9 protein-coding genes are annotated in these 12,536 nt (G+C 68.5%); all 9 read right to left on the bottom strand.

The window, feature by feature from the left end; genetic code table 11:
• Positions 1-316 precede the first annotated feature (316 nt).
• Positions 317-1,840: an amino acid permease gene (locus tag CHR28_RS14310; RefSeq protein WP_094053977.1), complete on the bottom strand. Its 1,524-nt coding sequence runs from the start codon at positions 1,838-1,840 to the stop codon at positions 317-319.
• 148 nt (positions 1,841-1,988) lie between these two features.
• Positions 1,989-3,911 carry a 1-deoxy-D-xylulose-5-phosphate synthase gene (gene dxs / locus CHR28_RS14305; protein ID WP_094053976.1) on the bottom strand — a complete coding sequence of 641 codons (1,923 nt, stop codon included), beginning with the start codon at positions 3,909-3,911 and terminating at the stop codon, positions 1,989-1,991.
• A 189-nt stretch (positions 3,912-4,100) separates the two neighbouring features.
• Positions 4,101-5,393 carry a sugar ABC transporter permease gene (locus CHR28_RS14300; protein ID WP_094053975.1) on the bottom strand — a complete coding sequence of 431 codons (1,293 nt, stop codon included), beginning with the start codon at positions 5,391-5,393 and terminating at the stop codon, positions 4,101-4,103.
• The gene (locus CHR28_RS14295; RefSeq protein ID WP_094053974.1) at positions 5,390-6,181 is read right to left on the bottom strand and encodes an ATP-binding cassette domain-containing protein; all 792 of its coding nucleotides are present in this window, start codon (positions 6,179-6,181) and stop codon (positions 5,390-5,392) included. Before CHR28_RS14295 ends, CHR28_RS14300 begins: the two co-directional genes overlap by 4 nt.
• A 186-nt stretch (positions 6,182-6,367) precedes the next feature.
• Positions 6,368-7,471: an ABC transporter substrate-binding protein gene (locus CHR28_RS14290; RefSeq protein ID WP_179272437.1), complete on the bottom strand. Its 1,104-nt coding sequence runs from the start codon at positions 7,469-7,471 to the stop codon at positions 6,368-6,370.
• Between the two features lie 133 nt (positions 7,472-7,604).
• A complete protein-coding gene (locus tag CHR28_RS14285) occupies positions 7,605-8,816 on the bottom strand; it encodes an ROK family transcriptional regulator (RefSeq protein WP_094053972.1) in 1,212 nt (403 codons plus the stop codon).
• A gap of 324 nt (positions 8,817-9,140) precedes the next feature.
• Complete coding sequence (locus CHR28_RS14280; RefSeq protein ID WP_094053971.1) at positions 9,141-10,064, bottom strand: carbohydrate ABC transporter permease; 924 nt, start codon at positions 10,062-10,064, stop codon at positions 9,141-9,143.
• Positions 10,064-10,990, bottom strand: coding sequence for a carbohydrate ABC transporter permease (locus CHR28_RS14275; protein ID WP_094053970.1), 927 nt, complete (start codon positions 10,988-10,990; stop codon positions 10,064-10,066). The genes CHR28_RS14280 and CHR28_RS14275 overlap by 1 nt, the downstream gene beginning before the upstream one ends.
• A 42-nt stretch (positions 10,991-11,032) precedes the next feature.
• The gene (gene ngcE, locus CHR28_RS14270) at positions 11,033-12,487 is read right to left on the bottom strand and encodes an N-acetylglucosamine/diacetylchitobiose ABC transporter substrate-binding protein (protein ID WP_094053969.1); all 1,455 of its coding nucleotides are present in this window, start codon (positions 12,485-12,487) and stop codon (positions 11,033-11,035) included.
• Positions 12,488-12,536 lie beyond the last annotated feature (49 nt).

Below are 12,536 nucleotides of genomic sequence, written 5' to 3'. Positions count from 1 at the left end.
CCCCCCAGGTCATCCGTTCGACAGGGGGGAACAGTCATGCCGGGCCCGGAGGCCAGCGGCCCTCTTGCAGGACCGCGGAAAACATAACGGGGGGGGCGGCTCCGGACCGCGCGGCAACGCCCCGTCGCGACCCGAGAACAGCCCGCGGACCGCACGGTGCGCCCGTCGCGGCCGGCAGCAGCCCGGGGACGCACGGAGGCCCTCACGACCCGAGCCCGGCCCGGAGGCCGTGCCGTGCGTCCGTCGCGGCCCGGAGCGGCGTCCGCCGGTCTGGTGCCCGGGCCGGTCCCGCCGGCCCGGGGGTCCGGGGGCGCGGTCAGAGGGTCGTCGTGCCGCCGCCGCCCGTGGTCGGCTGCTGTTCGGTCGCCTCGCCGCGGGCGAGGCGGCTGTGGCCTCGGCCGTACAGGAAGTAGACGAGGAAGCCGGCCGCCATCCAGATGCCGAACCGGACCCACGTCTCGGCGGGCAGGTTGATCATCAGCCACAGCGAGGCGCACACCGACAGGATCGGGATGACCGGGACCCACGGCGTGCGGAAGGACCGCGGCAGGTCGGGACGGGTCCGGCGCAGGATGATCACGCCGATGGCGACGACCACGAAGGCGAACAGCGTGCCGATGTTCACCAGGGCGGCGAGCTCCGTCAGCGGCGTGAACCCGGCCAGGATCGCGATGATCACACCGAGCAGGATGGTCGGCCGGTGCGGCGTCTTGAACCGGGGGTGGACACGCGAGAAGAACCGGGGCAGCAGCCCGTCCCGGCTCATCGCGAAGAACACCCGGGTCTGGCCGAGCAGCAGGATCATGCACACCGTCGTCAGGCCGACCGCGGCCCCGAAGCTGATGAAGCCCGCGTACCAGGGATGCCCCGTCGCCTTGAACGCGTCGGCCAGCGGCGCGTCCACCGACAGCCGGCTGTAGTGCTGCATGCCGGTGACCACGATCGAGACGAGCACGTACAGCGTGGTGCAGATCAGCAGGGAGCCGAGGATGCCGCGCGGCATGTCCCGCTGCGGATTGCGCGTCTCCTCGGCGGCCGTGGCCACGACGTCGAAGCCGATGAAGGCGAAGAACACGACCGACGCGGCGGTGAAGATCCCCATGACGCCGAAGTTGGACGGCGCCCAGCCGAACATCAGCTGGATCAGCGGCGAGTCGAGACTCGACCCGGCCTCCACCGGCTTCTCCTTCGGGATGAACGGGTCGTAGTTCTCCGCCTTGATGAGGAAGGCCCCCGCGATGATCACGACGAGCACGACCGTCACCTTGATGGCGACCACCAGCGACGTGATGCGCGCGGACAGCTTCATGCCGAGGACGAGGATGACCGTGAGGACCAGGACGAGCGCGGCGGCGAGGATGTCGAAGCCGAAGACGTCCGAGCCCTCCCGGCTGCCCAGCGCCGCCGGCATCTGCCAGCCGGCGTTGTCCATGAGCGACTGGATGTATCCGGACCAGCCGACGGCCACCACCGCCGTCCCGAGCGCGAACTCCAGGACCAGGTCCCAGCCGATGATCCAGGCGGGCAGTTCCCCGAGGGAGGCGTACGAGAACGTGTACGCGGACCCGGCGACCGGGACCGTCGAGGCGAACTCGGCGTAACAGAGCGCGGCCAGCGCACAGGCGACGCCGGCCGCCGCGAACGCCAGGGCCACCGCGGGCCCGGCGTTGTTCTTGGCGACTGTGCCGGTGAGGACGAAGATGCCGGTGCCGATGATCACACCGACGCCGAAGACGGTCAGATCCAGCGCGGACAAGGACTTCTTGAGCGCGTGCTCTGGCTCCTCGGTATCGAGGATGGACTGCTCGACCTTCTTCGTCCGGAAGAGGGTGCTGCTCACGGGGTACCTCCCACGCTTGTCGTCCTCGACATGATCGAGAGGGGGCACCATCCGTATGCCCCGACAGCGATGGATTCACGCCAATGGGCCGGTTTCACCACCCTTGTCGGGGGTGAAACCGGCCCATTCAGCGGTACCGGGGTGGGCGTCAGTCGCGGGCGGGCTCCACGGAGTCGACCGTGGACCGCTCGTAGCGTCCGTCGAGCTTGGCGACCAGACCGGTCACCTGCCGGGCGATGTCCGGGGCGGTGAGGCCGATCTCGGCGAGCACCTCGGCCCGGGAGGCGTGGTCGAGGAAGCGCGGCGGGATGCCGAAGTCGCGCAGCGGCACGTCGACGCCCGCGTCGCGCAGCGCCTGGGCGATCGCCGAGCCGACACCGCCGACCCGGCTGTTGTCCTCGACGGTGACGACCACGCGGTGCCGCTCGGCGAGCGGGGCCATGGCCTCGTCGACGGGCTTGACCCAGCGCGGGTCGACGACGGTCGTGGAGATGCCCTGCTTGTCGAGCAGGCCGGCGACCTCCAGGCACATCGGCGCGAGGGCGCCGACGGAGACCAGCAGCACGTCGGGCCGGTCGGTGCCGGGCTCGCGCAGCACGTCCATGCCGCCGACGCGGCGCACGGCCGGTACGGCGGGGCCGACGGCGCCCTTGGAGAAGCGGACCACGGTCGGCGCGTCCTCGACGGCGACGGCCTCGCGCAGCTGGGCGCGCACCTGGTCGGCGTCGCGCGGCGCGGCCAGCCGCAGGCCGGGCACGACCTGGAGGATCGACATGTCCCACATGCCGTTGTGCGAGGCGCCGTCGGTGCCGGTGACCCCGGCCCGGTCGAGCACGAAGGTGACCCCGCACTTGTGCAGGGCCACGTCCATCAGCACCTGGTCGAAGGCGCGGTTGAGGAAGGTGGCGTACACGGCGAACACCGGGTGCACGCCGCCCGTCGCCAGGCCCGCGGCGGAGACGGCCCCGTGCTGCTCGGCGATGCCGACGTCGTAGACCCGCTCGGGGAAGCGCTTGGCGAACTTGTCGAGGCCCACCGGCTGGAGCATGGCGGCCGTGATGGCGACGATGTCCTCGCGCTCCTCGCCGAGCCTGACCATCTCCTCGCCGAAGACGGAGGTCCAGTCGGCGCCGGAGCTGGCGATCGGCAGGCCCGTGTCGGGGTGGATCTTGCCGACGGCGTGGAAGCGGTCCGCCTCGTCCTGGAGGGCGGGCTGGTAGCCGCGGCCCTTCTCGGTGAGGCAGTGCACGATGACGGGCCCGCCGAACCGCTTGGCGCGGGCCAGGGCGGACTCCAGGGCCTCGATGTCGTGGCCGTCGATCGGGCCGACGTACTTCAGGCCGAGGTCCTCGAACATGCCCTGCGGGGCGATGAAGTCCTTCAGCCCCTTCTTGGCCCCGTGCAGGGTGTCGTAGAGCGGCCGGCCGACGACCGGGGTGCGCTCCAGGACCTCCTTGGTGCGGGCCAGGAAGCGCTCGTAGCCGTCGGTGGTGCGCAGGGTCGCCAGGTGGTTGGCGAGGCCGCCGATGGTCGGCGCGTAGGAGCGCTCGTTGTCGTTGACGACGATGACGAGCGGGCGGTCCTTGGCGTCGGCGATGTTGTTCAGCGCCTCCCAGGCCATGCCGCCGGTCAGGGCGCCGTCGCCGATGACGGCCACGACGTGGTCGTCGCGTTTCATCAGCTGGTTGGCCTTGGCGATGCCGTCGGCCCAGCCGAGGACCGTCGAGGCGTGCGAGTTCTCGATGACGTCGTGCTCGGACTCGGCCTGCGAGGGGTAGCCGGACAGGCCGCCCTTCATCTTCAGCTTCGAGAAGTCCTGGCGGCCGGTGAGCAGCTTGTGGACGTAGGACTGGTGGCCGGTGTCCCAGAGCACCTTGTCCCGGGGCGATTCGAAGACCCGGTGCAGGGCGATGGTGAGCTCCACCACGCCGAGGTTGGGGCCCAGGTGACCGCCGGTCTTGGAGACCGCTTCGACAAGGAAGGTCCGGATCTCCTCCGCCAGCTGGTTCAGCTCCTCCAGGCTGAGCCGGTCCAGATCGCGCGGTCCCGTGATGCGGGTCAGCAGCGGCACCCGTGCCTCCTTGCAGTAGAGCTGATCGAGCTGTTGCCGGGCGTGTCGAGTCTAATGTTCCGCCCTGGAGGACTGCGCCGAGGCCGTGCGTCATACGTCACGCATTCGGCTGTACCCACCTTGGGCCGCGCCTACGACACGACTGTGCCCGGCACCTGCCGGTGCCGGGCACAGTGAGGGTCCCGCGCGTTACGCGCGACCCGCCGTCTTCTGCGTCTTGCGCGTCACGGCGTCGATGACGACCGTGGCGAGCAGCACGCCACCGGTGATCATGTACTGCACCGGGGAGGCGATGCCCTCCAGGGCGAGGCCGTACTGGATCGAGACGATCACCAGCACACCCAGCAGGGCGTTCCACGTGCGGCCACGGCCACCGAAGAGGGACGTGCCACCGATCACCGCCGCGGCGATCGCGTTCATCAGCAGGTCACCGCCGCCGGCGCCCTGGTTGGCCGCCGCGATCTTCGAGGCGATGAACAGACCGCCCACCGCGGCGAAGGTGCCGGAGATCGCGAAGACCGAGATCCGGACCGCCTCCACGTTGATGCCGGCGCGGCGCGAGGCCTCGACGCTGCCGCCGAGTGCGAACACCTTGCGGCCGTACGCCGTGCGCCGCAGCACGAAGTCCGTCACCAGCAGCACCGCGATGAAGATCACCACGGCCAGGGGCAGGCCCTTGTACTGGTTGAAGACGATGGCGACGGCGAAGGCGAGGACGGCCAGCAGCACCGTGCGCACGATGGTCTCGCTCAGCGGCCGGGACGGCACGCCCGCGGCCTCGCGGCGGCGGTTGCCGTAGAAGGAGCTGAGGAAGTACCCGGCGGTCACCACCGCGGCCAGGGCGTACGCCGCGGCCACGTCGGAGAAGTAGTAGCTGGTCAGCTGGGCCACGACCCCGTCCGGGTCGAGGTTGATCGTGCCGTTGTCGCCCAGGATCTGGAGCATGAAGCCGTTCCAGAACAGCAGACCGGCCAGGGTGACGGCGAAGGCGGGGACGCCGATCTTCGCGAAGAAGAAGCCGTGCAGCACACCGGCGACCGTGCCGGTGAGGATGGCCAGCACGAAGGCGAGCCACTCGTTCATGCCGTTGGTGACGTTCAGCACCGCGAAGGTCGCACCGGCGACACCGGACACCGAACCGACCGACAGGTCGATCTCGCCGAGCAGCAGCACGAACACGATACCGACGGCGATCATGCCCGTGCCCACCATGGCGACGGACATGTCGGAGAGGTTGCCCGCGGTGAGGAAGTTGGAGTTCAGGCTCGTGAAGATGAGCCAGATGATCGCCAGGCCGATGACGACCGGGATGGAGCCCAGGTCACCGGACTTCATCTTCCGCTTGAACTCGGTGACGTAGCCGGCCAGGCCCTGCTCGCGCACGAGCAGCCGGGGGTCGACGACCGTCACGGCGGCCTTGGCCGCCTCGGGGTTCTCCACGACGTGGTCTTCCGGAGCCGCGGAGGTCTTGTCGATGCTCACTTGGAAACCTCCCCGTTCGTGCGCGCCGCACGGCGGGTCACGGCGTTGTCGGTGGCGCCGGTGATGGCGGAGATGATCTCTTCCTGCGAGGTCGACTTGACCTCGAAGACGCCGTTGTTGCGCCCGAGGCGCAGCACGGCGACCTTGTCCGCCACGGCCTTGACGTCGGCCATGTTGTGGCTGATGAGGATCACGGCGTGGCCGCGCTCACGCAGCCGCTCGACCAGGTCGAGGACCTGCGCGGTCTGCTCCACGCCGAGCGCCGCGGTGGGCTCGTCGAGGATGACCAGCTTGGGCTCTCCGAGCATCGACCGGGCGATGGCCACGGTCTGGCGCTGGCCGCCGGAGAGCGAGGCGATCGGGATGCGCACGCTGGGGATGCGGATCGACAGCGTGTCGAGGAGCTCGCGGGAGCGGCGCTCCATCTCCACCTCGTCCAGGATGCCGCGCGTGCGCAGCTCCCTGCCCAGGTAGAGGTTGCCGACGACGTCGATGTTGTCGCACAGCGCGAGGTCCTGGTAGACGGTCGCGATGCCGAGGTTCTGGGCGTCGTGCGGCTTGTTGATCTGGACGGACCTGCCGTCCCATTCGATGACGCCCTCATCGATGGGGTGCACGCCGGCGATCGTCTTGACCAGCGTGGACTTTCCGGCGCCGTTGTCGCCGACCAGGGCGACCACCTCACCGGCGTGGACCTCAAGCTCTACGTCGGTGAGCGCCTGTACGGCACCGAACCGCTTGGAGACCCCGCGCAACGCCAGCACGGGCGTAGCGGACACGTGAACCATCTCCTTCGCCGCCTGACCCGGCGGGAGGTTGTGCAGAAGTGTGGGAGGAGTGATCACTCCGGCGCCCCGCGGAGCTTGCGGGGCTGGTGTGGCGGGGCGCCGGAGGAACTCGGGGCAGCCGGTCCGGGACCGGGATTCACGGGAGTCCGGGCGGACTCCCGTGCCCCGGCGGGACCTGAGGGCTGCTTAGTTGAGACCGGCCTTGTCGCAGGCGGCCTTGAACTTGCCCGCGCAGATCTCGTTCACGGTGTAGATGCCGTCCTTGATGACGGTGTCCTTGATGTTGTCCTTGGTCAGCGAGACGACCGGGACGAGGACCGACGGGATGGCCTTGGTGGTCGGGCTGTCGACCTTGTCCTTGGCGATCGAGTCGAGCGACTTGCCCTGGGCGAGGGCGACGGCCATCTCGGCCGCGACGTCAGCCTCCTGCGGGTAGGGCTTGTAGACGCTCATGTACTGCTCACCGGTGACGATGCGCTGCACGCCCGCGAGCTCGGCGTCCTGGCCGGTGACCGGGATGTCGGCGATGCCGGCGGCCTTCAGGGCGGTGATGATGCCGCCCGCCATGCCGTCGTTGGCGGAGTAGACGCCGACGATCTTGTCCTTGCCGAGGGCGGAGATGGCGCCCTCCATGTTGGCGTTGGCGTTCTCCGGCTTCCACTCCTTGGTGTCGTACTCGCGGCCGATCTTCACCTTGCCGTCGAGCACGGAGTGCGCGCCCTTCTTGAACTGGGCGGCGTTCGGGTCGGTGGAGGACCCGTTCATCATGACGATCTGGCCGTCCTTGGCCTTGTCGCCCAGCGCCTTCAGCAGGGCCTCGCCCTGGGTCTTGCCGACGGTCTCGTTGTCGAACGAGGTGTAGGCGTCGATCGGGCCCTCGGCCAGGCGGTCGTAGGCGACGACGGGGATGCCCGCGTCCTTGGCCTTCTTCACCGAGCCGGCGATGGCCTTGGAGTCCACCGCGTCCACGATCAGCACGTCGACCTTGTTGGTCACCATCGTGTCGACCTGCTGGTTCTGCGTGCTGGCGTCCTGCTTGGCGTTGGCGTAGACGACCTCGCCCTTGCCGTTGGTGAGTTCCTTGACCTTCTTCTCGATGAGCGGCCGGTCGAACTTCTCGTAACGGGCGGTCGCGTTCTCGGGAAGGAGCAGACCGACCTTGATGTCGTCGCCCTTCTTGGCGGAACCCCCGGTGGAGTCGGCGTTGTCGCCGGACTCCTTGGCGCTGCCACAGGCAGCAAGCGAAACAGCCATCACACCAGCGGCCACAGCAACGGCGGCGCGACGCATACGCGTGTTCACTTCAAAAACCTCCCTGACGAGGCCGCGACACTGCGGCCGAGGTGGCTGGAAGTCAACTCGGCCACACGTGCGACGTCAAGAAGTAAATCCTTAACGAGATGGCAACGGTGCCATCCGTTCTCTAAGTGAAGGCAGGGGTGGCCGCCTTGAGCGGGCCCGCGGCAGTGCCGTCCAAAAGGGTCGAATCGCCCATCTCGCTGAGGGCGAGAGCGAGCGCTCCGAGCACCTCCGCACGGCCGCCGAGAGCCCCGGGGAGCACGGACAGCTGGCGCGCCGCACTGGGGATGGCATAGCGGCCGACGGACTCCCGGATCGGCCCGAGCACCAGCTCACCGGCCTCGGCGAGATCACCGCCGAGGACCACTCGGCTCGGGTTCAGCAGATTGCAGAGATTGGCCACTCCACTGCCGATGTGGCGGCCGACGTCGGCGATCACCCGACGGCAGCCCGGGTCTCCGTCCCGTGCCAGCCGCACGACGCCTTCCATGGTCAGATCGGTGCCGTGGCTGGACTGGAGGAGCGGGAGCACGTAGCGCGCCGCCGCGAAGGTCTCCAGGCAGCCGCGGTTGCCGCAGCGGCAGACCGGGCCGGATTCATCGAGTGTAATATGTCCTATTTCTCCAGCGGTGCCGCCGGGGCCTCGGTAGATCTTTCCGCTGATCACGAGGCCGGCGCCGACACCGCTGGCGACCTTGATGTACGCCAGGTCGCGGACGCCCCTGCCGCTGCCCCAGACCATCTCGCCGAGGGCGCCGAGGTTGGCGTCGTTGTCGACGTGCACGGGGACGCCGAGGCGGTCGCGGAGCTCCTCCGCGGGTTTGGTGCCGGTCCAGCCCGGGAGGATGGCGGTGGAGCCGAGGGTGCCGGACTCGACGTCGATGGGGCCGGGGACGCCGAGGCCGACGCCGGCGATCTTGGAGCGGTCGACGCCGGTGGCTTCGACCAGGCGGGTGACCAGCTGTTCCGCGCGGTCGAAGCCCTGGGTCGACGAGGCGTCGACGTCGAGGGGCTCGGACTCCTCGGCGAGGACCTGGTGGGCGAGGTTGCCGATGGCGACGCGGAGGTGGGTGTGGCCGAAGTCCACGCCGATGACGATGCCGGCGTCGCCGCTGAGCGACACGCTGCGGGCACGGCGGCCGCCGGCGGAGGTCGGGGTGACCTCGACCGTGCCGCCGTCCTTCAACTCCCGGACGATGTTGGAGACCGTCGCCGCGGACAGGCCCGTCGTCCGCGCGATCTCTGCCTGGGTGAGGGAGCCCGCCAGGCGCACGGCTCGTACGACCCGCTCCAGGTTGGCTCGGTGCAGCGACGACTGCGACCCCGGAGTCTCCACGACGACCTCCTGCGCACGGGGCCGCATCGGTGAGGCCCCGTCTATGTCCAACTAGTGAACTCTAAGCTGAGCCGTTCGGGTTGCCTCCCGTCAAGAGGTTGAACTGATTCCGGGGTGTGCGCGGTCCGTCGCGGAGCGCTATGTGCGGGTACGCGCTTTCTGCCTGCGACGGCGTGCGCGGGTGCCCGGGGGTGCGCGTTTAGCCTGCTCAGGGTGGGCTCAGCTGCGGGCATGCGTGCCGCCGGGGCGGCACGGGTGGGCGCAGCGGCACCTCGTCGCGCCGAGTTGCGCACCCACCCGGGCTCGGCCTCGGGCGGCCCCGGGTTACTTCAGCGCCCCCGCGGTGAGCCCCTGCACCACCTGGCGCTGGAAGATGATGTACGCGGCCAGGACCGGCAGCATCGCCATCACCAGGCCGGCGAACAGGCCCGACCAGTCGCCCTTGTAGCCCTGGCTCACCGCCAGCTGCACCAGGCCCTGCGTGAGGACGCGCTTGTCGGGGTCGGTGTTCAGGACCGTGGGCAGCATGTACTGGTTCCACTGGCCCAGGAAGTTGAAGATGCCCACGCTGATCAGCCCCGGCTTGGCCATGGGCAGCATGATCTGGAAGAACGTACGGCTGTGCGAGGCGCCGTCGACGAACGCCGCCTCGGCGATCGAGGTCGGCAGCGTGCGGAAGAACGCCGTCAGGAAGAACACCGTGAACGGCAGCGAGTAGGCGATGTAGACCAGGATCAGGCCGTGGATGGTGTTCAGCAGCCCCATGTTGTTCACGACGTAGAACAGCGGGACCAGGGCCAGCATGATCGGGAAGCTCATGCCGCCGATGAACAGGTAGTAGATGAAGCGGTTGCCCGGGAAGTCGAAGCGGGCCAGGACGTAGGCCGCCATCGAGCCCAGGACGAGCGTGCCGATGAGCGAACCGCCGACCACCAGGACCGTGTTGAGGAAGTAGTCGCTCATGTTGGCCTGGGTCCACGCCCGCGACCAGTTGTCGAAGTGCAGCGAGTCCGGCAGGGACCAGGGCGAGCTGAAGATGGAGCGGTCGTCCTTGAAGGACGTCATGACCGCCCAGAGCAGCGGCATGACGACCATGATCGCCCAGATGACCAGGACGCCGTGGGAGAAGACGTTGAGGACCGTGCCCTCTTTCTTCTCCTTGGGCGGTACGGCCGGCGGCAGGTCCTCCTTGGTGAGGACGGCACCGGACTCGGCCGGGAGCGGAGCGGGGGTTTCGGTCGTCTTCATCAGTACTCCAGCCGCTCGCGACGGCCCAGCCGCATCACCACGGCGGCGAAGGCCAGCGTGACGACGAGCAGGGCGACACCGATGGTGGTGGCGTAGGCGGCCTGCCCGTCCCGGAACGCCTTCTGGTACACGTACAGGACCATGACGGTGGTCGAGTAGTCGGGGCCGCCCGGCCCGGTCGTCATGATCTGCACGACCGCGAACGACTCGGCGCCCAGGGCGAGGATGCCCATGTAGACCCAGCCCGACTGCACGGTGTCCCACAGCAGGGGCAGGGTGATGCGGAAGAACGTGGTGAAGCGGCTCGCGCCGTCCAGCAGGGCCGCCTCGTACATCTCCCCCGGGATGGAGGCCATGCCGGCGGAGAAGAGGACCACGAAGAAGCCGACGGTGGACCAGACGAGGACCGCCATCACGGCCCACAGGGCCAGGTCGGGGTCGCCCAGCCAGAGCGGCTGGACGTCGTCGAGGCCGATCCCGCGCAGGACCGAGTTGATCGCGCCGCTGTCCGGGTTGTACGCGAACGCGAACAGCAGCGCGACGATGGCGATCGAGAGGACCTGCGGGAAGAAGTAGACGATCTTGTAGAAGGAGGAGCCGCGGACGCCGGTGACGACCGGGCCGTTCCTTCTCTTTCTGCCGCCCACGTTGATCATGAAGGCGAAGAACAGCGCGAGGCCGATCGTCACCACCGGCAGCAGGAGGGCGAACAGCAGGCTGTGCTGCAACGACTTCCAGAAGATGTCGTCGTCCAGCATCCGGCTGTAGTTGTCGAAACCGACCATCTTGAATTCGGGGCTCAGGCCGGTCCAGTCCGTGAACGAGTAATAGATGGACTGGATGAACGGCCAGACCACGAAGAGCGCGTACAGTCCCAGGGGCAGCGCGAGGAAGCCCACGATGAACCGGTACTTGCCGTGCTGCATCGCCACTCCGGTGCCGTTGCGGAAATTGGGTTTCCGGTGCCGTTACTGGTGCTTGTAGTGCTTGATGGAGTCGTCCTTGGCGGCCTCGTCGGCGAAGCCCTGGATCTTCGTGATGGCTTCCGCCGGGGTGAGGCGGCCGGCCATCATCTCGCCGAGGCCGGAGACACCGATCTTCTCCTTCTGCAACTGCACGTACCAGTCCTGCAGACGGGGGTTCACCACGTTCTCGCCGGCCTTCTCCAGCGCCGCGACGCCGGACTTGAGGCCGGGGGTGAGGGGGATGCCGTCGGTGCCGCCGTTGTAGGCGGTCAGCGACTTCACCTTGCTGGTGAAGTTCTTCGAGGACGCCTCACTGAGCATGATGCGCAGCTGCTCCATGCCGCCGGGGGCGTTCTTCGCCTTGGCCGGGACGATGAACGGCTCGCCGCCGGAGGCCCAGATGGTGCCGAAGGGCAGCTTGTCGGAGGAGTCCAGGCCGGTGGGCGCGGAGACAGCGAGGTCGAAGTCCTTCGGGATGACGTTCGCCGACTCGTTCTCCACCCAGGAGCCGTTCGGGATGAACAGCGCCTTGCCCTCGGCCCAGGCGGTCTGCGACTGGATGTGGTCCAGGCCCGGGGTGCCCTTGAGGACGTAACCCTTTTTGTAGAGCTCGTAGTAGGCCTCGAAACAGGCCTTGACGGCCGGGTGCTTCCAGGCGTTCGGCTCCAGGTTGTCGATGGCGTCGAGGACTTCGCGGCCACCGACCTTGCCGATCATCGGGTAGAGCGAGAAGGGGATGTAGTACGGGTACTTGCCCGCGTACGTCCAGCCCGCCATGCCCTTCTTCTTGGCCTTGGCGCAGACCGCGAGCATCTGGTCCCAGGTCTCCGGGTACTGCTCGTCGAGCGAGTCCAGGGCCTTCTGCGAGTACCAGACGCCGTACACCGTGTAGGCGTAGTACAGGATCCAGACCTTCTCACCGTCGAACTGGCCCATCTCCACGATGCCCGGACGCAGCGTGTCGCGGACCTTCTTGGCCGGGTCGTCGTAGGAGGGCGCGTCCAGCAGCGGGGTGAGGTCGGTGAGCTGGTTCTTGCCGACCAGGACGCCCATGTCCATCTGCTCGGCGCCGGAGTTGTCGATGAGGTCCGGCGGGGTGCCCTGGTTGAAACGGGGCTGGAGCGTGGACTGGATCTTCTGGGTGGCGGAGAACTTCACCGAGGCCTTGGGGAAGTTCTTCTCGTAGATCTTCACGGCGTCCTCGGCGTACTCCTTGCCGAAACCACCGTCGAACAGGACGAATTCCATGCCGGCCGTGTCGTTCACGGCGAGCGGGTTCTTCGCGGTCTTCTTGCCGGCCTTGGCCTTGTCCCCGCTGTCGTCGCCGCCGCTGCTCGCGCAGGCGGAGAGGAAGCTCATGGTGGGGACGGAGATCAGCCCGAGCGCGGCGGATCGTTTGATCAGATCACGGCGGCCGACACCCTCGGTGCCGTGGTTCTCGGCGGAAGTGGATCCCATGCTCAAGTCCTCGCCTTCTCCAGGACTCAGGCGGTGAACCGGATCCTTG

Origin of the sequence: Streptomyces sp. XY006 (genome assembly GCF_002237655.1) — a bacterium.
Taxonomy (GTDB): Bacteria; Actinomycetota; Actinomycetes; order Streptomycetales; family Streptomycetaceae; genus Streptomyces; species Streptomyces levis.
The sequence above is the reverse complement of the archived record's forward strand: the minus strand, read 5'-3'. Positions and strand labels throughout refer to the sequence as shown.